The sequence below is a fragment of the Brevundimonas sp. genome (assembly GCF_052436175.1).
Classification (GTDB): Bacteria; Pseudomonadota; Alphaproteobacteria; order Caulobacterales; family Caulobacteraceae; genus Brevundimonas.
This window is the reverse complement of record NZ_JBQVNM010000024.1, coordinates 1-18,918: the sequence shown is the minus strand read 5'-3', so window position 1 is coordinate 18,918 and position 18,918 is coordinate 1. Positions and strand designations below refer to the sequence as shown.

The window sequence follows — 18,918 nt, the reverse complement described above, 5'->3', positions numbered from 1 at the left end:
TTGAACCCGAACAAGCCATCTGTTTCGCCTCGCCGGAGCGCCCTCATGTCCCTGCCTGTCCTTGACCGCCGCCTCCTGCTGATCGGCGCCCTGACCCTGGCGACCGCCCCGGCAGCGGCCCAGACGACGGCGCCATCCGCAGACCGTCGCCCCAGGCAAGGCGGCAGGCTGGCCGCGCGGAGGGGAGCGGCGGCGTCGAACATCCCGCCCGCTCGCAGCCTGAGCTACGGGACCGATCCGCTCCAGTCGGTCGATCTCTATGCCGACCCTGGCTCCGGACCGATCCTGATGTTCGTCCACGGCGGCGGCTGGTCGCGCGGCGACCGGCGGATGGTCAACGCCCTGCCGGACTATGCGACACGGCACGGCCTGATCCTGGCCTCGGCCGGCTATCGGCTGGCGCCCGCGGTCACGGCGCGGGAGGCGGCGATGGATGTCGCGGCGGCGGTGGGGGCGCTGCGGCGCGCGCTTCCGGGACGACCGATCTTCCTCGTAGGCCATTCGGCGGGCGCACATCTGGCGGCCCTGGTCGGCGTCGATCCGGCCTATCTGGGCGCCGTCGGAATGAAACCCTCCGATCTGGGCGGGGTCATCCTGCTGGACGGCGCCGGTTATGACGCGACCGGGCCGAGAGGCCCCGGCGTCGTCGGCCGGGCCCTGGACGCCATGTACGACCAGGCGTTTGGGCCCGAGGGCGGTTCGGAGCGCGCCGCCCTGTCGCCGACCCTGCGTGTGGAGGCGGGGAGGGCCTATCCGCCCTTCCTGATCTTCCACGTCGCCGGCCGACAGGATGCAGCCGCCCAGAGCCGGGCGCTGGCCGCCGCCCTGACCGGAGCGGGCGGTCGGGCCGAGGTGGTGTCCGCGCCGGGAGAGACCCACATGACCATCAATCGCGACTTCGGCCGGGCCGATGATCCGGAAGGGGATCGCGCCGCCGGCTTCATCGCGATGAACGCAGGCGCGGCCTCTCGCTGACCTCTTCGGGCCATGCTAACCGGGCGGGATGAACTCCTCCTGGCTCACTCTCGGTCTGATCATCCTGGCGGGCGGCGCGACGGCGCTGCAGGCGCCGACCAACGCCAAGCTCATGGGCGCCGTCGGCTCGCCGGTGAATGCGGCCTTCATCTCCTTCGCGGTCGGGACGCTGGCGCTCGGCATCGCCGCGGCGGTGATGCAGGTGCGGCCGGACGGGGCGGCGATGCGGGCGCTCCCGGCCTGGGCCTGGATCGGGGGGCTTTACGGCTGCATCTTCGTGATCGCCGCCGCTTGGTCCGTGCCGCGCTACGGCGCCGCCCTGACCATCACCCTGATGGTGGCCGGCCAGTTGATCGTCAGCCTGATGCTCGACGCCACCGGCGCGTTCGGCGTGCCGAAACAGCCGCTGAGCCTCAGCAAGATCGCCGGGGTGGCCCTGGTCTTCGCCGGCGTGGTTCTGGCCCGGCGCGGCTGAGAGGCGAAGTTCGACTGCCGCCATCGCCCTGACCGGCGACGTGCCTATATTGCGGGACGATGGCCGAGACGGACGAATCGATTTCTGAAGAAGGCTCCACGCAGGGCGCCCTGACGGCCGCCGCCCTGATCGCGGACGAGGCCCGGCGCGCGCCGGACAAGCCCGGCGTCTATCGCATGTACGGGGAGGACGGGACCTGCCTCTATGTGGGCAAGGCGCGGTCGATCAAGAAGCGCATCCTCCAGTACGCCCAGGGCCGGTTCCACACCCAGCGCATCGGCCTGATGGTGTCCCTGACCCGGTCGATGGAGCTGGTGGTCACGGCGTCCGAGACCGAGGCGCTTCTGCTCGAATCCAACTTCATCAAGAAGCTGAAGCCCCGCTTCAACGTGGTGCTCAGGGACGACAAGTCCTTCGCCGAGCTGATGATCCGCCGCGATCACCGCGCGCCCCAGGTCAGGAAGCACCGCGGGGCCCACACGATCAAGGGCGACTATTTCGGCCCCTTCGCCTCGACCTGGGCGGTGAACCGGACCCTGACGACCCTGCAGAAGGCGTTTCTGCTGAGGTCCTGTTCGGACAGCGTCTACGAGACGCGCACCCGGCCCTGCATGCTGCACCAGATCAAGCGGTGCTCGGCGCCCTGCACCGGCCTGATCTCGCTGGAGGACTATGGCGAGCTGGTCGGGGAGGCCGAGCAGTTCCTGCGCGGCAAGTCGCGGGCGGTGATCGGCCGCCTGTCGGCCGAGATGCAGGCCGCGTCCGACGACATGGACTTCGAACAGGCGGCCCGGGTCCGCGACCGGATCCGCGCCCTGTCGGCCATCGCCATGGAGAACTCGGTCAGCGCCGAGGGGGTGGCGGAGGCCGACGTCTTCGCCCTGTTCTCCGAAGGCGGTCAGGCCTGCGTACAGGTCTTCTTCTACCGCGCCGGCCAGAACTGGGGCGGCCGCGCCTATTTCCCGCGCGTGGACCGGTCCGACACGGACCCGGAGGTCCTCGGCGCCTTCCTCGGCCAATTTTACGAAGACAAGCCGGTGCCGCGGCAGATCCTGTCGAATGTGGTTCCGCACGAGAAGGAGCTTCTGGAAGAGGCCTTCTCCATGATGGCCAAACAGACCGACGGGCGACGGGTGGTCTCGATCGAACGGCCCCTGCGCGGCGACAAGGCGGCCCTGATCGACCACGCCCTGACAAACGCCCGAGAGGCCCTGGGCCGGCGGCTGGCCGAGAGCTCGGCCCAGGGCAAGATTCTGGACGAAGTGGTCGAGGCCTTCGGTCTGGACGCCCGGCCCGAACGGATCGAGGTTTATGACAACGCCCACATCCAGGGGAGCAATGCGGTCGGCGGCATGATCGTGGCCGGGCCCGAGGGCTTCCAGAAGTCGCAGTATCGCAAGTTCAACATACGGGGCGAGGACCTGACCCCCGGCGACGACTACGGCATGATGCGCGAGGTCATGCGCCGTCGCTTCACCCGCCTGGTCAAGGACGAGGAGGAGGGCGTCGAGGACGTGGTCCGGCCCGACCTCCTGCTGATCGACGGCGGGGCGGGTCAGCTGGCCGAGGTGCAGTCCGTGCTGGCCGATCTGGGGCTGGAGGACATCACCGCCGTCGGGGTGGCCAAGGGGCCGGACCGGGACGCCGGGCTGGAGAAGTTCTTCATGCCGGGCAAGCCGCCCTTCATGCTGCCGCTGAAGTCGCCGGCCCTCTACTACATCCAGCGGCTGCGCGATGAGGCCCACCGCTTCGCCAACGGCGCCCACGCCACCCGCCGCTCCATGGACATCAAGAAGAACCCGCTGGACGAGATCGAGGGCGTCGGGCCCGGCCGCAAAAAGGCCCTGCTGCACGCCTTCGGTTCGGCCAAGGGGGTGGGACGCGCCTCGGTCGTCGATCTGGAAAAGGTCGACGGCGTCAGCCGGGCCTTGGCCGAGCGGATTTACGGCTTCTTCCATCCGGCGGCGCGCGGCTAGGATGTGTCATCGGAGGGCGCGGGCATGGGTGATTTCGCACAAGGCACCGTCCATATCGCCGGCGACGACCTGCGGGTCGCGGTCGAGTCCGAGTTGGACATCCTGGCCCTCTGGCAGAGCCTGACGCCGCTGGGCCGCAACGAGTTCATCTGCTGGGTCGAGGACGCCAAACAGGCGGCGACCCGCAAGCGTCGCATCCTGCGCACGACCGAGGAACTTCGCGAGGGCAAGAAGCGGCCCTGCTGTTGGGCCGGCTGCATCCACCGCACCGACAAGGCGCCCAGCGCCTGGCAGCAGGCGGTGCTGATCGACGGCAAGGCGCGCAAGGGCGGCCACAGCGAAATCGGATGAGCTGGGCGCAGTCCAGCCCGGCTCAGATTTCGCGCCAGAGACAGCCCCTCTCCCCGAAGCGGCGCCGATCGATTATACGGCCCTCATGACCGAGATCGACTCCGACGCCCTGCTGGCCGGCTATCGCCGCTTCCGTCAGGACCAATGGCCCGAGGCGCGGGCCGAGTATGAAGCCCTGGCCGAGGGCCAGAAGCCGCACACCCTGGTGGTGGCCTGTTCCGACAGCCGCGCCGACCCGGCCCTGATCTTCGATGCGGCCCCGGGCCAGTTGTTCGTGGTGCGCAACGTCGCCAATCTCGTGCCGCCCTATCAGCCCGACGGACAGCTCCACGGCGTCTCCGCCGCCCTGGAGTTCGGGGTCAAGGTGCTGGGCGTCTCCCGCATCGTGGTCATGGGTCACGCCTATTGCGGCGGGGTCAACGCCATGCTGAACGGCGCCCCCGACAACTGCCGGGACTTCGTCGCCCCCTGGGTGGCCCAGGCGGCGCCCGTGGTCCGGCTGGTCTGCGAGACCTTCCCGCAGGAGCCGGCAGAACGCCTGGCCGAAGAGACGGTGGTGCGGCTGTCGATCGAGAACCTGCGCACCTTCCCCTGGATCGCCGAGCGGGAGGCAGCGGGCGATCTGGAACTGACCGGCCTGCATTTCGGCATCGCCGACGGCATCCTGCGAGCGCTGAAGGGGCCGGGCCGGTTCGAACCTCTGGCCTGATTTGGCGAAAGTAGTGAAATCCACTATTGTGGGCCTCATGGAACGCTCGATCTCGGCCACGGATGCTAATCGCGAGTTTTCTCGCGTGCTCAAGGAAGTCGCAAACGGCGAAACCTATGTCGTCACCGCGCACGGCAAGCCGATGATCAAGATGGTCCCCGTGCCTGCGGACGAGGCCGACCGGATTGAAAGAAATCGAAGGAAGCGCGCCCTGCTCGACGAACTCGCCCGACAGCCGGCGATGAACCTCGGTCGGGTGACGCGCGACGACGGCTACGAGTGAAGGTCGCGCTGGACACCAATGTGCTGGCCTATGCCGTCGGCGTGAACGATGCGCTCCGGCAGGACAGGGCGAACGCCGTCATCGATGTGATCGACGCAGCCGATATCGTCGTCTCAAGCCAGGTCGCCGGCGAACTCTACAATGTGCTGGTCCGAAAGACGGGTCGTTCACAGGAGGCGGCCGCCGCCGTCGTCAGGGACTGGATCGAGATACTGACGTTCACCGTCCACGCCCCCGACACCTTCGCGGCGGCGCTCAACCTGGCCTCGGAGCATGACCTCCAGATCTGGGACGCCCTGATCCTCTGCACCGCCCAACAGGCGGGATGCCGTCTCCTGCTTTCGGAGGACATGCAGGACGGATTCGTTTATCGCGGCGTGACCGTCGCCAATCCGTTCGCGGAACGCCTTCACCCCCTGCTGGCTTCCATGCTCGACACAGTGTCAGGACCGCCCGAATGACCGCCATGCCCAAGGCCAATCCCATCCCCAATATCCTGACGGGCGTGCGCCTGCTGGCCGGGGTGGTGATGTTCCTGATCCTGGCGGGGGCGACGGGCGGGTTCGGACCCCTGTCGGCCTATCTGGATCCGGACGACCAGTTCGCCCTGTATCGCGCCGCCTTCTGGATCTTCGTCATCGCAGCCTCGACGGACTGGGTCGACGGCTATCTGGCGCGACGCTGGAACGCCACGACGCGATGGGGAGCCATCCTCGACCCGATCGCGGACAAGGTGCTGGTCACCGGCGCCATCCTGGGGGTACTCACCTCCGGCGCGGTGCAGCAGATCGTCATTCCCTGCGGCCTGATCCTGTTCCGGGAGTTCGCCGTCTCGGCCCTTCGCGAGACCACAGCGGGCACGGTCAAGCTCGACGTGACGCTGCTGGCGAAGTGGAAGACCACCCTGCAGATGGTGGCTCTGGCCGCCCAACTCCTGGCCCGCAACTGGGACGGTTTCGGTTGGGACTTCGAATATCTGACCTGGTTCCAGTGGTTCGCGGACATCCTGATCTGGGCCGCCGCCATCGCCACGGTCTGGACCGGTTGGCAGTATTTCTCCAAGGCGCGCCGCCAGATGGAGCAGCCGCCGGTCGAGCGACTGGACCCGCTCTAGGCGGGGTCAGAGCGGCTTCGCCAGCACCACGAACTCGAGCGTTTGCGGCGACAGGTCGCCGAAATCCCGAGCCTCAAGCGGGAAGGGCCGACGTTCGCCGGTCAGGGCATAGCCGCGCCGTTCGTACCAGGCGATCAGCTCGGACCGGGTGGAGATGACGGTCATCTCCATGCGCGGCGCGGCGAAGCGCGCGATCGCTTCCGTCTCGGCTGCGGCCAGCAAGGCTCGACCCAGACCCCCGGCCTGACGCCCGGGAGAGACGGTCAGCATGCCCAGATAGGTCGAGCCGTCGGCCTGTCGCATCACCCGCACGCAGCCGACCGCCTCGCCCTCGTCTTCGGTCATCAGCAGAACCTGATCTGGGTCGGCGATGATGCCGGCGAGTTCCGCGTCGCTGGTCCGGTCGCCGCCCAGCAGGTCGGCCTCGTGGGTCCAGCCGGCCTTGGCGCTGTCGCCGCGATAGGCGCTCTCGATCAGGCGGCGCAGGGTCGGGATGTCGACGGACGTGGCCGCGCGGAAGTCGCTCACCGGACGCCCAGCTCCGCCAGCAGGCCGTCCATGCCGTAGACGTCGCGCAGGGCGGCCGTCACCGCGCCGGTGGTGACGATGACGCTGCGGTTGACGTTGCGGTCGTAGCCATAGGCGTTGCGCTGGGTCAGCACGGTCGAGTCGAAATTGGCCCCGACGATGTCGCCCTGCGGCGTCACGACCGGCGAGCCGGAGGAGCCGCCGATGGTGTCGGACGACACCGCCATGTTCAGGACCGTGTCGGCCGGGATGCGGTCCTTCGCCGCCAGCAGCTTCGGGGCGACCACGAAGGGCTGGGCGCCGGTCGCCCGCTCCCACAGGCCGCCGAAGGTGGTGAACGGACCCCAGCGCTGGCCGGGCACGTCGGTTCCCTCGATCTGGCCATAGGTCAGCCGCAGGGTGCCGGTGGCGTCCGGATAGACGCTGTCGCCATAGGCGGCGAAGCGGGCGGCGGCGAGGGCCTCCGAAGCGCGGTCGGTCGGGCCCTGAACCTTTTCCTCCCATTCGGTGCGGACGGCGCGGGTCGGCTCCTGAATCTTCAGCAGATACTGGATCAGAGGGTCGTCGGAGGCCTGGATGGCGGCGAGACCGCCTTCCCACAAGGCGCGACGCACGGCCGGATCGGCCAGTGTCGTGCCTTCGACCAGACGCGCCGACAGGCCCTCGGGGCTCTCGTTTCCGAGCAGGGTCCGCACGCGCGGATCATCGACCGTCAGCCACTCGCGCGTCTTGGACAGCCACCATTCCATCCGCACCTGATCCAGCGCGGGATAGACCGGGCGTTCGGCGAACAGGGCGGTTCGGGTCGCCGCCAGACGGCTGTCGGCGAACTCGGGCAGGCGTTCGGCCGAGGCCTTTTCGCGTTCTTGCGCGCCCCGGACCAGGGTCCGCGCCCAGAGGAACAGCTGGGATCCGCCCGCGACCGGGGTGGTGCCGATGCCCGTGCCGCCCTCCAGCAGGGCGTAGGCCGGATAGAGTTCACGCAGCGTCGGCTGCAGCGCCTCCAATTCGCCCCACGGATCGGGGCCCTGACCGGGGTTGGCCGCCGCGTATTTCTGCATGAAGTCGATCTCGGCCGCCGCCTTCATCTGGATGAAGGACGGATCGGTCAGGGCCCGCATCCGGCCGAGGCCGCGCTTGTAGGTGTTCTCCAGCCCGACAATGGGGTCCATGGCCTCGAAAGCCTGGCGCTCGCCTTCCTGGGAATAGCGGATCAGCCGGCCGCGGAGCTCCGAGGCGATCAACTGGTCCATCGGCAGAACCACGTCACGGATCGAAGCGAGCTGGTCCATGGTCAGCAGGCGCTGGGTCGCGCCGGGGCTGCCCGAGACGAAGACGGGCGCGCCCTCGACCGGCTTGTCGGCATTCCAGCGGAAATGGGTCGGGGTCGCGGCGGGAGCGCCGTTCTCATACAGGCGGATGAAGGCTGCATCGATGGCGAAGCGGGGGAAGGAGAAGTTGTCCAGATCGCCGCCGAAGGTCGCCGCCCGATCCTCGGGCGCCCAGGCCAGCCGGACGTCGGAGTATTTCCTGTAGGTGTAGAGCTTGAACTGGCCGCCGCGATACAGGCTGACCACCTGACAGCGCTTGTCGGCCGCGTCGCCGCAGGCCTCCTGTTCGATCCGGCCCGCCTCGGCGTCGCGGGCGCGTGTGAAGGCGGCGCCGGAGAGGCCCTCGCCCGCCTTGTGCATCCGCTCGGTGACGTCGGTGATGTCGGTCAGGATCTCGGCCGAACCGCCGGGGCATTTCAGCTCCTCTTCGCGGGTCTTCGGCGTGAAGCCGGTCTCGGCGTAGTTCACCGCCTGGGTCGACAGATTGGCGACGCAGGTGGCCACGCAGTGGTTGTTGGTCATCACCAGGCCTGCGTCCGAGACTAGGCCCGCCGAACACCCGCCGAACTTCACCGACGACAGCCGCACCCGGTCCAGGAAGCCCTGATCGATGGAGGTCCCCAAGGTCTGGTTGGCGCGGGCGATGGGGAAGTTGTCGAAGGTCCACATCCCCTCTTCGGCCTGAGCGGAAGACGCGGCGAAGGCCAGGACGGCGGCGGAGGCGGCGAGGGCGAGGTGACGCATGGTGAACTCCACGAAGCGGGCGGCAACCTAATCCGACTTGGCGTCTCGGCAAAAGGCGGCGCGACGATTATCCTTCGGGCGAATGGAGGCGTGGCGCAAAATGACCGATCAGGAGTGCGCCTCGCCGCGGCCGGCCTTCGCCGATCCGTTGACCGAGCGGATCGCCGCCTTCCTGGACGAGATCGGCATCCCCGTCGTGGTCACGGCGCTCGGCGGCCATTGCGTTCTGCCGGGCATCCAGCCGGACCGAGGGCGTCTGCGGGTCGATCCGAAGCGGCTGCTCTATCCAGGCGATCTGCTGCATGAGGCGGGGCACATCGCCGTCATGCCGCCGGAGCGGCGAGGGCGGGTCGAGGCCGACGTCGGCGACGACGCAGGGGAAGAGATCGTGGCGATCACCTGGTCCTGGGCGGCCCTGGTTCACCTCGGCCTCGCGCCGGAGGTCGTCTTCCACCCGGCGGGCTACAAGGGCGAAGCCCAATGGCTGATCGAGCGATTCAGTGCGGGCCAATTCATCGGCCTGCCCCTGCTGCAATGGATGGGAATGACCGAGGACGCGACGACGGCCGCAAGGACCGGCGGGCGGCCCTATCCTCATATGCGGCGCTGGTTGCGCCAGACGTCCGCCGACCCTCAGGCTCAAGGATCGGCGGACGAGGCGGCGGCGGGTTAGCGGACGCCCAGTTCTTCAAGCAGGCGGGGCTGCTGATAGACGTTGCGCAGGGCCTCGGTGATGGCGGCGGTCGAGACCGTCACCGTGCGGTTCAGGGTCCCGTCATAGCCGAAGGAACCGCCGAGCGAGTGGATGTTGCCGTCGAAGGCCGCGCCGATGACTTCACCCTTGGCGTTGATGACGGGCGAACCCGAGTTGCCGCCGATGATGTCGTTGGTCGAGACGAAGTCATAGACAACGTCCTTGTTGATCCGGCCCTCGGCCTCGACGAACTTCTGCGCCGCGTTAAAGGGTTCCGACCCGGTCGCCCGCTCGTACAGCCCGCCCATGTAGGTGAAGGGCGGCACGGTGACGCCGCGCCAGGTCCAGCCCTCGACGGCGCCGTAGGAGAGGCGCAGGGAGAAGGTCGCGTCCGGATACTGGTTGGTGCCGTAAGCCGCGAAACGGGCCTGGGCGATCTTTTCGGCGGCCTTGCCGGTCGGAGCGGTGACGGCGGCGTCCCACTGGGTGCGGATGGCCTGGGCGGCGTCGTCATTGGCCAGGACGAAGGCGATCATCGGGTCGCCCGAGGCGGCCAGTTGCTCGGGTGTCATGGCGAACAGGCGAGTGCGTTCGGCCGGATCGGCGAGCTTCGTGCCGGCGACCAGACGGTCGGCGATGTCGGCCGGGGCCTCCTTGCCGAGCATGGCCTTCACGTCGGCGTTGTCGACGGTCAGGTATTCCCGCGTCTTCAGCATCCAGTGGGTCAGATAGAGCTCTTCCAGACCCGCATCGATCGGAGCCGACTGCTCCAGCCGGCGGGCCATCTGGGCGAGGGCGGCGTCGGTATAGCCGGCGCGGCGTTCAGCCACGGGCTTGGCGCGCTCCTTCGACGCCCGGACGATGGCGCGGGCGTAGTTGTAGAGGGTCGAGCCGCCCCCGGCCGCGCTTTCCAGCTGACGGTAGGGCAGGAACAGGTCGCGGGCCGCGGTCTGGACCGCGTCGAGCTCGCCCCACGGGTCGCCGATGCGGGCGGCCACGGCGGGATCGGCGGCGACGCGGGCGCGCAGGTCGGCCTCCTCTTCGCGCTTCTTCGCCATAAAGGCCGGATCGGTCAGGGCGCCCTGCTGGCCGTACCAGACCTTGAAGCTGTTCTCGAGACCGAACAGGGGGTCGACCGAGACCCGCTTGGCCTCTTCCGAGGTGGTCGCATACTCCTGGATCCGGCCGCGAAGCTCCGAACCCTGGATCAGGCTGATCGGCAGCTGCTGGTCGCGCAGCCGCTCCAGTTGCGACATGGTCAGAAGGCGCGAGGTCGAGCCGGGGTTGCCGGCGACGAAGACGGCCTCGCCTTCCTTCGGCGCACTGGCGTTCCAGGTCAGGTGGTTGGGGGTGGCGACGGGCTTGCCGTCCTCATAGAGGCGCAGGAAGCCGGCATCGAGGGCGTAGCGCGGGAAGTTGAAATTGTCCGGGTCGCCGCCGAAGAAGGCCGCCTGGAACTCGGGCGCGAAGGCCAGCCGGACGTCTTCGTACTTGCGGAACTTGTAGAGCTTGTACTGGCCGCCGCGATAGAGGCTGATGACCTGACACGTCAGCTTGCGGTCGTCGCCGCAGACCTCGTCCTGGATCTTGGTGATCTCGTTTCCGCGCGCCTGGACGAAGGCGGCGCCCTCGGTTCCGGCCCCGGCCGCCAGAACCCGGTCGGTCACGTCGGTGATCTCGGTGAGGATCTCGGCCGTCTGGCCCGGGCACTGTTTCTCTTCCTCGCGGGTGGCGGGCATCCAGCCGTTCTTGACGTAGTCGTTCTGGGCGTCCGACAGGTCCTGGACGCAGCCGATGACGCAGTGGTGGTTGGTCAGGACCAGACCTTCGCCAGAGACCAGCGAGGCCGAACAGCCCTGCAGGCGGACGGCGGCGTTGCGCACCCGGTCGAGCCAGGCCTGGTCGATGGACGTGCCGTATTTCGCGTTCACCGTCTGGATCGGGAAGTTGTCGAAGGTCCACATGCCCTCGTCGGCGCGGGCCGGGCTGGAGGCGGCGGCCGACAGGACGGCGATCGAGGCGCCGACAGCAAACATGGAGGCGGTGAAGCGAAGCGACATGAAGGACATCTCCTGAGGCCGGGGCCCGTCGCCGCCGTTGCCTGTTACTTTATAGCTAGACCTGTGGACGGCCCGGAAGCAAGCCGCCTTCGTCGCGGCAGGACGCGGCCGCGTCAAGACGACGGCCGTCGCGCCTTACCCCGATTTAACTTGGCCGGAGCGATGGGCGCCGTCAGATAGCAGCGTATTCGGGGTTGAAACTTTCCTTCATGTCGCTCGCACTTTCCACGCTGCTGTTCGAGTGGCGGCGCTATATGGCCGCCGTCATGGCCCTGGCCCTGTCCGGCCTTCTGGTCCTGGCCATGACCGGGGTCTTCATCGGCATCGGCAAGGGCTTCACCGCCACCATCGAGCGGTCCAGCGCCGACATCATCGTCATGCAGCCGGGGGCCAAGAGCCTGATAGGCGGGCCCTCGGGCGTGCCGCGCCGCTTCATCCCCCAGGTCTACAACAACCCCGCCGTGGTCGAGGTCCAGCCGCTGGACGGCGCCGGCGGCACCTTCCAGTCGGTCAAGAACGTCGATCCGACGATCTCCCAGGCCGAACGCGCCAAGATGAAGGCGCCGCGTCAGGAGTTCGTCCAGGCCATGGTGGTCGACACCACGCCCGGGGCGGTCACCATCCCGACGGACTATTCCCCTGAACTGGTGGACGCCCTGCGCCAGCCCTACACCGTCGCCGTCGATGAGACGGCCCTGCCCAAGCTGGGCGTCAAGCTGGGCGACCGGGCCCTCTACAACGGCCAGACGGTCACGGTGGTCGGCATCACGCGCGGCTATCCCAACATGATGCAGTCGACGGTCATCATGTCGCGCGACACCCTACGGATGCTGGGCCAGGCCGACACCGGCCCGCGCGTCGGCCCCCTGATGGTCAAGCTGCGCGATCCGGCGCGGGCTCCGGCCGTCGCCGCCGAGCTGAACGCCCAGGGCAATGGCCAGTGGATGGCGTGGACGCGTCAGGAACTGGCCGACGCCAACGCCGGCGCCATGTTCGAGGAAGGCATTCTGGTCATCATCATCGGCGGCTGCGTGGTGCTGGGCACCATCATCGGGGTGGCCATCACCTGGCAGACCCTGCGCGGCGCCATCATGGCCAACATCAAGGAGTTCGCCTCGCTGCGGGCCCTCGGCGTCGGCATGGGGTCGCTGAACCGGATCGTCATGGAGCTGAGCTTCTGGGTCGGGTGCGTCGGCGTCATCGCCGCCATCGGCCTGACCTGGCTGGTCAGTCTGTTCGCCGCCGCCAACGCCGTGATCATCGCCCTGCCGCCCGTCCTGCTGATCGTGGTCGGCGGGGGGTTGATCCTGATCGCCGTCCTGTCGGGCGCCCTGTCCCTGGGCATCCTCAAGAACAGCCAACCCGCGGACCTCCTGCGATGAACGCCCAGCATACCAAGGTTCACGGCAAGCACGGCGACTATGCGATCGAGGCCAAGGGTCTGGTCAAGCGGTTCAAGTCGGGCAAGAGCTTCGTCGAGGTGCTGAAGGGCGTCGATTTCGACGCGCGCCACGGCGACCTGACCATGGTCATGGGGCCGTCGGGCTCGGGCAAGTCGACCCTGATCGCGGCCCTCAGCGGCCTGCTGCGTCCGGAAGAGGGGCGGGTCGACGCCCTGGACGTGGACGACCTGTGGAAGCTGTCCCTTGGCCGGATCGACCGGTTCCGCCTCGCCCACTGCGGCTTCATCTTCCAGGGCTTCAACCTGTTCCCGGCCCTGACGGCCCTGCAACAGGTGACGACGGTGCTGAAGTTCCAGGGCCTGTCGTCGGCCCAGGCGACCAAGCGCGCGACCGAGGCCCTGACCGAGGTGGGGCTGGCCCATCGCCTGCATCAGCGTCCGGCCATCCTGTCGGGCGGCGAGAAGCAGCGCGTCGCCATCGCCCGCGCCCTGGCCAAGGACCCCAAGATCCTGTTCGCCGACGAACCGACCTCGGCCCTGGACGGCGAGAACGGCCAGGTGGTGATCCGCCTGCTGCGCCGGGCCGCGACCGAACACGGGGCGGCGGTCATCTGCGTGACCCACGACCCGCGCCTGGAGGCCTGGGCCGACCGCGTCATCCATATCGAAGACGGCGTCATCATCTCCGACGAGCGCCGCACCCCCAATCCCGACGCCCAGCTGGCGTCGCACTGAGCTCCCTGAAGGATACGAGAGAATGCCCGGTTTCCTGAAACTCAAGCGGACATGGGCCGCCCTGATCCTGGTGATCCTGCTCGGCGTCGGCTTCGTCGTCGTCAACAAGCAGGGTGAGGCCAAAAAGGCCGAAGAGGCCAAGGCGGAGGCGAACAAGCCGGTCAGCCCCTATGCCGCCATCGCCAACGGCAAGGTGGATATCGAGGGCGGGATCATCCAGGTCGCGGCGCGTCGCGGCGGGGTGGTGCGCGAAGTGCTGGTTCAGGAGGGCGACCGCGTCACGGCCGGCCAGATCCTGGCCCGTCAGGAGGATGACGAGGCCCGGCTGTCGGTCCAGACCGCCCGCGCCTCGGTCAATCAGGCCGAGGCCCAGCTGGCCCAGATACATGTCGACATCCGCACGGCCGAGCGTGAGTACGAGCGGCTGCAGGGGCTGGTCGCCACCAACTTCGTCGCGGCCCAGCGCGTCGATCAGGCCCGCGACGCCATCGCCGGCGCCCGCGCCCGCCTGGGCTCGCAACAGGCCGCCGTCCAGACCGCCCGCGCCCAGCTGGCCAGCGCCGAATACAATCAGGAATTGACCGTCATCCGCGCGCCCGCCAACGGCCGGATCGTGCGCCGCTACGCCAATCCCGGCGCCGGCGCCTCGACCCTGAACGTGTCCAACATGTTCGATCTGGAGCCCGACGCCCCGCGCATCGCCCGCGCCGAGATCGTCGAGAGCGACATCCCGAACATCACGCCCGGCCAGAAGGTCGAGATCACGCCCGAGGGCGATCCGTCCAAGGTCTATGTCGGCGAGGTCATGCGTCGCGCCGCCGTCTTCGGAGCCCGTAAACTGGCCTCCGACGATCCCTCGCAACGCACTGACGAGCGCGTGGTCGAGGTCGTGGTTTCGGCGGGGAATGCGCCGCTGCTGATCGGCCAGCGGGTGCTGGTCAAGTTCATGAAGCCGGGTGAGGTCGCCGGCGCGCCGCGCACCGTCTCTCCGGGCGTGCCCGCCAACCGCTCGATGCAGACGCCGCCCAAGGCCGGCTGAGGCTGACCGCAAAGAGATCTGACGGCCCGGATGCGAAGGCGTCCGGGCCGTTTGTCTGTCCGGACCGCGCCCGAAATCAGGGGTTGGTGGACGGCGACACCCGCCAGATGACATTGCCGACGTCGTCGGCGACCAACAGGGCGCCGCGCGGATCGGTCTGAACCCCGACGGGCCGTCCCCGCGCCTCGCCGTCGTCATTGAGAAAGCCCGTCAGGACGTCCTGCGGCGACCCGTTGGGCATGCCGTTGGCGAAGGGGACGAAGATCACCTTGTAGCCGTTGGGCGGCTTCCGGTTCCACGACCCATGCTGACCGACGATGGCTCCGCCCCGCCAGTTCGGCATGAGGTCCCCGTCGTAGAAGGTCAGGCCCAGAGACGCCGTATGGGCGCCCAGGGCGTAGTCGGGTCGGATGGCGGCTGCGACCCGCTCGGGGTTGGCCGGCTTAACCCGTTCATCCACCGTCTGGCCGTAGTAGCTCCATGGCCAGCCGTAGAAGGCGCCCGGCGTCACCGAGGTCATGTAGTCGGGCACCAGGTCGTTGCCGATCTCGTCGCGTTCGTTGACCGCGACCCACAGCTTGCCGCTCTGCGGGTTCCAGGCCATGCCGACCGGATTGCGCAGGCCCGAGGCGTAGATGCGTCGCGCCCCGGTCGCCGGATCGATCTCCAGCACGGCCGCCCGCTCGACCTCCTCGGCCAGACCGTTCTCGGCGACGTTGGAGTTGGAGCCGACCCCGACATAGAGGCGCGATCCGTCCGCCGAGGCGACCAGGCTCTTGGTCCAGTGGTGATTGCGGCCGGCGGGCAGGTCGGCGACCTTGACCGGGGCGGCGTCGATCCGGGTCTGGCCGGTCTGATAGGGTACGGCGACCACGGCGTTGGCGTTGGCGACGAACAGACGGTCCCCGACCAGGGCCATGCCGAAGGGCGAATAGAGGCCGGTCAGGAACGCCGTCTTCAGCTCGGCCACCCCGTCGCCGTCGGCGTCGCGCAGCAGGGTGATGCGGTCGGCGCTCTCGGTGACCGCCCCGGCCTTCTTCATGAACAGGCCCTGGAAGAAGCCGCGCACGCCGCCGGATTTCTCCTTCGGCTTGGGCGGGGCATTGGTCTCGGCCACCAGGATGTCGCCGTTGGGCAGACGATAGAGCCAGCGTGGATGGTCCAGACCCGAGGCGAAGGCCTGAACGCGCAGCCCCTGCGCAGGCGTCGGCGTCTCGCCTTCGGCCCAGCCGACAGCGGGCGCGACCTTCACGGTCGGGAAGAGGGCGTTGCGGGGCGCGGGCAGTTGGGGGTCCGGCCCGAAGCCCGCCGAGGACGGCAGGGATTCGCCGCTGCCGCAGGCGGCCAGAAGTACCGCGAGCGAGACGGCTCCGGCTGCAGCCGCCCTGGAATGGAAGCTCGAAATGGAAACGCGGGGGCGCATGGTGGGTCTCATTCGTTCAGGCGGGCGGCGGTGGCGGGAACGTCGGCGGCCGCCAGGGGTGCGGGAAACTCGAGCCTGGTCACATCATAGCCGAGGGCGGTCACCCGGGCCTTCAACCGATCGAGGGTCGCCGCGTCCGGGGCGGTGCGGGTGTAGATCCACAGCCGTTCGAAGGTCGGGTCCGCCGAGATGAACCAGCTATAGTCGGCCGCCCGGTCCAGAATCCAGAACTCCCAGGTGATCAGGCCGCCGATGTAGCGGGCGCGGAACTTGGCGTTGGTCCCGGGGTCCAGGATGGTGGCGCGGGCGCCGAGGGCCTTTTCCTTGCCTTGGGGCGTGTCGGCCCGGCAGGCGTCGCGCAGGGTCAGGCGGTCCGGGCCGTCCAGGCGATAGGTGGTGGTGCCCGCGACGCAGCCGTCGGTCAGCTTCATCGGCGTTCGGCCGATCTCCAGCCAGAGACCGTCATAGAGGCGTGCGGCGTCCACGGTCTGGGCGGGTTGCGGCGCCCGGTAGTCGCGCGGCGATGGCGCTGTGACGCAACCGCCCAATGCGGCGCCGAGCAGTCCGGTGGAGAGCAGGGCGGCGAGGGCGGTGTGGCGGACGATGGGCATTGAAGCCTCCGTGGCAGGGACAGAACCTCTCCCCGCTACGCTGGTTCCGCCCGCCCGGTTTTTGGCGGCGGCCGGCCGTTGATTTGCAGACGGCTCTTGAGCGTCGCGCCGGGCGGCCCATATTGCCGCGACAGGCCGTCGCACCTTCCTCTGGGCGATCGCGAGGGGAAGACGCACACCATGACGACGGCGATCGCCATCGAGGGTCTGACCAAGACCTACAAGTCCGGCCATCAGGCCCTGAAAAAGGTCGATCTGACCATCGAGAAGGGCGAGATCTTCGCCCTGCTGGGTCCGAATGGCGCGGGAAAGACGACCCTGATCTCCATCGTCTGCGGCATCGTCACCCCGACGACCGGGACCATCACGGCCGATGGCCACGATATTCTGGGCGACTATCGCGCGGCGCGGACCGCCATCGGCCTGGTGCCCCAGGAACTGACCACCGACGCCTTCGAGAGCGTCTGGGCTACGGTCACCTTCAGTCGCGGCCTGTTCGGCAAGGCGCCGAACCCGGCCTTCATCGAACAACTGCTGCGCGACCTCAGCCTGTGGGACAAGAAGGACGCCAAGCTGCGCACCCTGTCGGGCGGGATGAAGCGGCGGGTGATGATCGCCAAGGCGCTGTCGCACGAACCCGACATCCTGTTCCTGGACGAGCCGACGGCCGGGGTGGATGTCGAACTGCGGCGCGACATGTGGGGCCTGGTGCGCCGGCTGCGCGATCGCGGCGTCACCATCATCCTGACCACCCACTATATCGAGGAGGCCGAGGAGATGGCCGATCGGGTGGGGGTGATCCTGGGCGGTGAGCTGATCCTGGTGGAGCGCACAGCCACCCTGATGAAGAAGTTGGGCAAGAAGACCCTGACCCTCAACCTGACCGACGGCCTGACCGCCATCCCCGCCGAACTGGCCGACTGGACGGTCGAGCTGAAGGGCGACGGCCATGAGTTGCAATACAGTTTCGACGCCAACGCCGAGGACACCGGCGTGCCCTCCCTGATCCGGCGGCTGGAGCAGCTGGGGATCGGATTCAAGGATCTGAACACCCGCCAGAGCTCGCTGGAAGACATCTTCGTCAGCCTCGTTCACGCCGAAAAGGACGCCGCCTGATGACCCTCAATTATCGCGGTATCTGGGCCATCTATCGTTTCGAGATGGCGCGCGCCCTGCGCACCCTGTGGCAGAGCGTGGTCACCCCGGTGATCACCACGGCCCTGTACTTCGTCGTCTTCGGCGCGGCCATCGGCGGGCGGATGACCGAGGTCGACGGGGTCCAGTATGGCGCCTTCATCGTGCCGGGCCTCATCATGCTGAGCCTGTTCACCCAGTCGATCTTCAACGCCTCCTTCGGCATCTACTTCCCGAAATTCACCGGCACCATCTATGAGATCCTGTCCGCGCCGGTGTCGCCGCTGGAGATCGTGGTCGCCTATGTCGGGGCGGCGGCGACCAAGTCGGTGGTCCTGGCCCTGATCATCCTGGCCACCGCGGCGATGTTCACCCCGCTGGAGATTCTTCACCCGGTCTGGATGCTGCTGTTCCTGGTGCTGATCGCCACCACCTTCAGTCTGTTCGGCTTCGTCATCGGCATCTGGGCCGACGGGTTCGAGCAGCTTCAGGCCATTCCCATGCTGATCGTGACGCCCCTGACCTTCCTCGGCGGCGCCTTCTATTCGATCGACATGCTGCCGGGCGTCTGGAAGACGATCAGCCTGTTCAACCCCATCGTCTATCTGATCTCCGGCTTCCGCTGGACCTTCTACGGCGCGGGCGACGTGGGCGTGGGCGTCAGTGTTCTGGCGACCCTCGGCTTCCTGGGCCTGTGCCTTCTGGTCATCGGCTGGATCTTCAAGACGGGCTACCGGCTGAAGAACTGATCCCCGTCAGTCGGAGCGCGCCATCAAAGCGACCCACTGGCGGGCCAGCCTGACGCTCGACTATGGTCGTCGCCCGCCCGCCCGCTCGCAGCGGCGCGGACCCGACCCCAGACCCCCGGAGGCGCAGTGGCGCGAAAACCCGTAGACGTTGAAACTGCGGCCAAGGCCGCGAAGACGCCCAAGACCACGCCGGCCGCCAAGACGCCCGCCGCCAAAGCGAAGCCGACCGCGAAAGCGAAGGCCCAGCCCGCGATGGAGCAGGCGGCGAAGCCTGCCGCCAAGGCCAAGCCGGCCCCCAAGGCGAAGCCTCGGGCCAAGGCCGCCGCCGCACCGGTCGTCTCCGAGGCGGCGCCCGCCAAGCCGCGTCGCGCTGCGAAGGCGGCTGCGGCGTCGACTGCGGTAGAGACCGGCACCGCCGCGGCTCCGGTCGCCGCCAAACCTGTCGCCTCCGCGAATCCGCCCGCCGAGGTTCAGGCGGAGGCGGCTCCGGCTCCCGCTCCGACGCCGGCCCCGACCGCTGCGCCCGTCCCAACCGCTGCGCCCGCCGCCGCCTCTCGGCCGCCGCTGGGTCGAGCGCCGATCCAG

20 protein-coding genes are annotated in these 18,918 nt (G+C 68.5%); 15 read left to right on the top strand and 5 right to left on the bottom strand.

Going from position 1 to position 18,918, the window contains the following annotated elements; all coding sequences use genetic code 11:
* Window positions 1–45 precede the first annotated feature (45 nt).
* The 8 genes from ACT6QK_RS07600 to pgsA all read left to right on the top strand — a co-directional run bounded on the left by ACT6QK_RS07600 (window position 46) and on the right by pgsA (window position 5,883).
* On the top strand, window positions 46–975 hold the full coding sequence (locus ACT6QK_RS07600) for an alpha/beta hydrolase (RefSeq protein ID WP_444597219.1): 930 nt from the start codon (window positions 46–48) through the stop codon (window positions 973–975).
* 28 nt (window positions 976–1,003) lie between these two features.
* Window positions 1,004–1,450 carry a DMT family transporter gene (locus ACT6QK_RS07595; RefSeq protein WP_444597218.1) on the top strand — a complete coding sequence of 149 codons (447 nt, stop codon included), beginning with the start codon at window positions 1,004–1,006 and terminating at the stop codon, window positions 1,448–1,450.
* 59 nt (window positions 1,451–1,509) lie between these two features.
* Window positions 1,510–3,426, top strand: coding sequence for an excinuclease ABC subunit UvrC (uvrC, locus tag ACT6QK_RS07590; RefSeq protein WP_444597217.1), 1,917 nt, complete (start codon window positions 1,510–1,512; stop codon window positions 3,424–3,426).
* A gap of 24 nt (window positions 3,427–3,450) precedes the next feature.
* Window positions 3,451–3,777, top strand: a complete 327-nt coding sequence (locus ACT6QK_RS07585) for a YdeI/OmpD-associated family protein (RefSeq protein ID WP_444597216.1) — start codon at window positions 3,451–3,453, stop codon at window positions 3,775–3,777.
* An 85-nt stretch (window positions 3,778–3,862) separates the two neighbouring features.
* Complete coding sequence (locus ACT6QK_RS07580) at window positions 3,863–4,486, top strand: carbonic anhydrase (RefSeq protein ID WP_444597215.1); 624 nt, start codon at window positions 3,863–3,865, stop codon at window positions 4,484–4,486.
* Window positions 4,487–4,523: 37 nt separating this feature from the next.
* Entirely contained in the window at window positions 4,524–4,769 is a 246-nt protein-coding gene (locus ACT6QK_RS07575) for a type II toxin-antitoxin system Phd/YefM family antitoxin (protein WP_444597214.1), read from the top strand.
* Window positions 4,766–5,230 carry a PIN domain-containing protein gene (locus ACT6QK_RS07570; RefSeq protein WP_444597213.1) on the top strand — a complete coding sequence of 155 codons (465 nt, stop codon included), beginning with the start codon at window positions 4,766–4,768 and terminating at the stop codon, window positions 5,228–5,230. The genes ACT6QK_RS07575 and ACT6QK_RS07570 overlap by 4 nt, the downstream gene beginning before the upstream one ends.
* The gene (pgsA, locus tag ACT6QK_RS07565) at window positions 5,227–5,883 is read left to right on the top strand and encodes a CDP-diacylglycerol--glycerol-3-phosphate 3-phosphatidyltransferase (RefSeq protein WP_444597212.1); all 657 of its coding nucleotides are present in this window, start codon (window positions 5,227–5,229) and stop codon (window positions 5,881–5,883) included. Before ACT6QK_RS07570 ends, pgsA begins: the two co-directional genes overlap by 4 nt.
* A 6-nt stretch (window positions 5,884–5,889) precedes the next feature.
* Here pgsA and ACT6QK_RS07560 read toward each other — a convergent pair whose 3' ends face one another.
* Both ACT6QK_RS07560 and ACT6QK_RS07555 read right to left on the bottom strand, forming a co-directional pair.
* Complete coding sequence (locus ACT6QK_RS07560; protein WP_444597211.1) at window positions 5,890–6,411, bottom strand: GNAT family N-acetyltransferase; 522 nt, start codon at window positions 6,409–6,411, stop codon at window positions 5,890–5,892.
* Window positions 6,408–8,486, bottom strand: a complete 2,079-nt coding sequence (locus ACT6QK_RS07555) for a S46 family peptidase (RefSeq protein ID WP_444597210.1) — start codon at window positions 8,484–8,486, stop codon at window positions 6,408–6,410. The genes ACT6QK_RS07560 and ACT6QK_RS07555 overlap by 4 nt, the downstream gene beginning before the upstream one ends.
* 100 nt (window positions 8,487–8,586) lie before the next feature.
* Here ACT6QK_RS07555 and ACT6QK_RS07550 point away from each other — a divergent pair, with 100 nt between their 5' ends.
* Entirely contained in the window at window positions 8,587–9,159 is a 573-nt protein-coding gene (locus tag ACT6QK_RS07550) for a hypothetical protein (protein WP_444597209.1), read from the top strand.
* Here the strand turns inward: ACT6QK_RS07550 and ACT6QK_RS07545 are convergent.
* Window positions 9,156–11,240: a S46 family peptidase gene (locus tag ACT6QK_RS07545; RefSeq protein WP_444597208.1), complete on the bottom strand. Its 2,085-nt coding sequence runs from the start codon at window positions 11,238–11,240 to the stop codon at window positions 9,156–9,158. The genes ACT6QK_RS07550 and ACT6QK_RS07545 overlap by 4 nt on opposite strands.
* A 209-nt stretch (window positions 11,241–11,449) precedes the next feature.
* Here ACT6QK_RS07545 and ACT6QK_RS07540 point away from each other — a divergent pair, with 209 nt between their 5' ends.
* Genes ACT6QK_RS07540 through ACT6QK_RS07530 form a run of 3 tightly spaced genes read left to right on the top strand, consistent with a single transcriptional unit; the run spans window position 11,450 to window position 14,416 of the window.
* A complete protein-coding gene (locus ACT6QK_RS07540) occupies window positions 11,450–12,622 on the top strand; it encodes an ABC transporter permease (RefSeq protein ID WP_444597207.1) in 1,173 nt (390 codons plus the stop codon).
* Window positions 12,619–13,377 (top strand): ABC transporter ATP-binding protein, encoded by a 759-nt coding sequence (locus tag ACT6QK_RS07535; protein ID WP_444597206.1) that lies wholly within the window; start codon window positions 12,619–12,621, stop codon window positions 13,375–13,377. The genes ACT6QK_RS07540 and ACT6QK_RS07535 overlap by 4 nt, the downstream gene beginning before the upstream one ends.
* A gap of 22 nt (window positions 13,378–13,399) precedes the next feature.
* Window positions 13,400–14,416 (top strand): HlyD family secretion protein, encoded by a 1,017-nt coding sequence (locus tag ACT6QK_RS07530; RefSeq protein WP_444597205.1) that lies wholly within the window; start codon window positions 13,400–13,402, stop codon window positions 14,414–14,416.
* Window positions 14,417–14,492: 76 nt separating this feature from the next.
* On the opposite strand, the gene ACT6QK_RS07525 is transcribed toward ACT6QK_RS07530, so the two are convergent.
* Together ACT6QK_RS07525 and ACT6QK_RS07520 are read right to left on the bottom strand one after the other, a co-directional pair.
* Window positions 14,493–15,839: a PQQ-dependent sugar dehydrogenase gene (locus ACT6QK_RS07525; protein ID WP_444597204.1), complete on the bottom strand. Its 1,347-nt coding sequence runs from the start codon at window positions 15,837–15,839 to the stop codon at window positions 14,493–14,495.
* Window positions 15,840–15,847: 8 nt separating this feature from the next.
* Entirely contained in the window at window positions 15,848–16,450 is a 603-nt protein-coding gene (locus ACT6QK_RS07520; RefSeq protein ID WP_444597203.1) for a lipocalin family protein, read from the bottom strand.
* Between the two features lie 180 nt (window positions 16,451–16,630).
* Between ACT6QK_RS07520 and ACT6QK_RS07515 the strand changes: the two genes are divergently transcribed.
* The 3 genes from ACT6QK_RS07515 to ACT6QK_RS07505 all read left to right on the top strand — a co-directional run.
* Window positions 16,631–17,566: an ABC transporter ATP-binding protein gene (locus ACT6QK_RS07515; protein WP_444597202.1), complete on the top strand. Its 936-nt coding sequence runs from the start codon at window positions 16,631–16,633 to the stop codon at window positions 17,564–17,566.
* Entirely contained in the window at window positions 17,566–18,333 is a 768-nt protein-coding gene (locus ACT6QK_RS07510) for an ABC transporter permease (protein WP_444597201.1), read from the top strand. The genes ACT6QK_RS07515 and ACT6QK_RS07510 overlap by 1 nt, the downstream gene beginning before the upstream one ends.
* A gap of 126 nt (window positions 18,334–18,459) precedes the next feature.
* Window positions 18,460–18,918 (top strand): hypothetical protein (locus tag ACT6QK_RS07505; RefSeq protein WP_444597200.1); only part of this gene is annotated, 459 nt, incomplete at its 3' end.

Bases quoted from the DNA above. Each gene is read 5' to 3' on its own strand.
- ACT6QK_RS07600 (WP_444597219.1), top strand. From the start codon at position 46: ATGTCCCTGCCTGTCCTTGACCGCCGCCTCCTGCTGATCGGCGCCCTG.
- ACT6QK_RS07595 (WP_444597218.1), top strand. From the start codon at position 1,004: ATGAACTCCTCCTGGCTCACTCTCGGTCTGATCATCCTGGCGGGCGGC.
- uvrC (WP_444597217.1), top strand. From the start codon at position 1,510: ATGGCCGAGACGGACGAATCGATTTCTGAAGAAGGCTCCACGCAGGGC.
- ACT6QK_RS07585 (WP_444597216.1), top strand. From the start codon at position 3,451: ATGGGTGATTTCGCACAAGGCACCGTCCATATCGCCGGCGACGACCTG.
- ACT6QK_RS07580 (WP_444597215.1), top strand. From the start codon at position 3,863: ATGACCGAGATCGACTCCGACGCCCTGCTGGCCGGCTATCGCCGCTTC.
- ACT6QK_RS07575 (WP_444597214.1), top strand. From the start codon at position 4,524: ATGGAACGCTCGATCTCGGCCACGGATGCTAATCGCGAGTTTTCTCGC.
- pgsA (WP_444597212.1), top strand. From the start codon at position 5,227: ATGACCGCCATGCCCAAGGCCAATCCCATCCCCAATATCCTGACGGGC.
- ACT6QK_RS07555 (WP_444597210.1), bottom strand. From the start codon at position 8,486: ATGCGTCACCTCGCCCTCGCCGCCTCCGCCGCCGTCCTGGCCTTCGCC.
- ACT6QK_RS07550 (WP_444597209.1), top strand. From the start codon at position 8,587: ATGACCGATCAGGAGTGCGCCTCGCCGCGGCCGGCCTTCGCCGATCCG.
- ACT6QK_RS07545 (WP_444597208.1), bottom strand. From the start codon at position 11,240: ATGTCGCTTCGCTTCACCGCCTCCATGTTTGCTGTCGGCGCCTCGATC.
- ACT6QK_RS07540 (WP_444597207.1), top strand. From the start codon at position 11,450: ATGTCGCTCGCACTTTCCACGCTGCTGTTCGAGTGGCGGCGCTATATG.
- ACT6QK_RS07535 (WP_444597206.1), top strand. From the start codon at position 12,619: ATGAACGCCCAGCATACCAAGGTTCACGGCAAGCACGGCGACTATGCG.
- ACT6QK_RS07530 (WP_444597205.1), top strand. From the start codon at position 13,400: ATGCCCGGTTTCCTGAAACTCAAGCGGACATGGGCCGCCCTGATCCTG.
- ACT6QK_RS07525 (WP_444597204.1), bottom strand. From the start codon at position 15,839: ATGCGCCCCCGCGTTTCCATTTCGAGCTTCCATTCCAGGGCGGCTGCA.
- ACT6QK_RS07520 (WP_444597203.1), bottom strand. From the start codon at position 16,450: ATGCCCATCGTCCGCCACACCGCCCTCGCCGCCCTGCTCTCCACCGGA.
- ACT6QK_RS07515 (WP_444597202.1), top strand. From the start codon at position 16,631: ATGACGACGGCGATCGCCATCGAGGGTCTGACCAAGACCTACAAGTCC.
- ACT6QK_RS07510 (WP_444597201.1), top strand. From the start codon at position 17,566: ATGACCCTCAATTATCGCGGTATCTGGGCCATCTATCGTTTCGAGATG.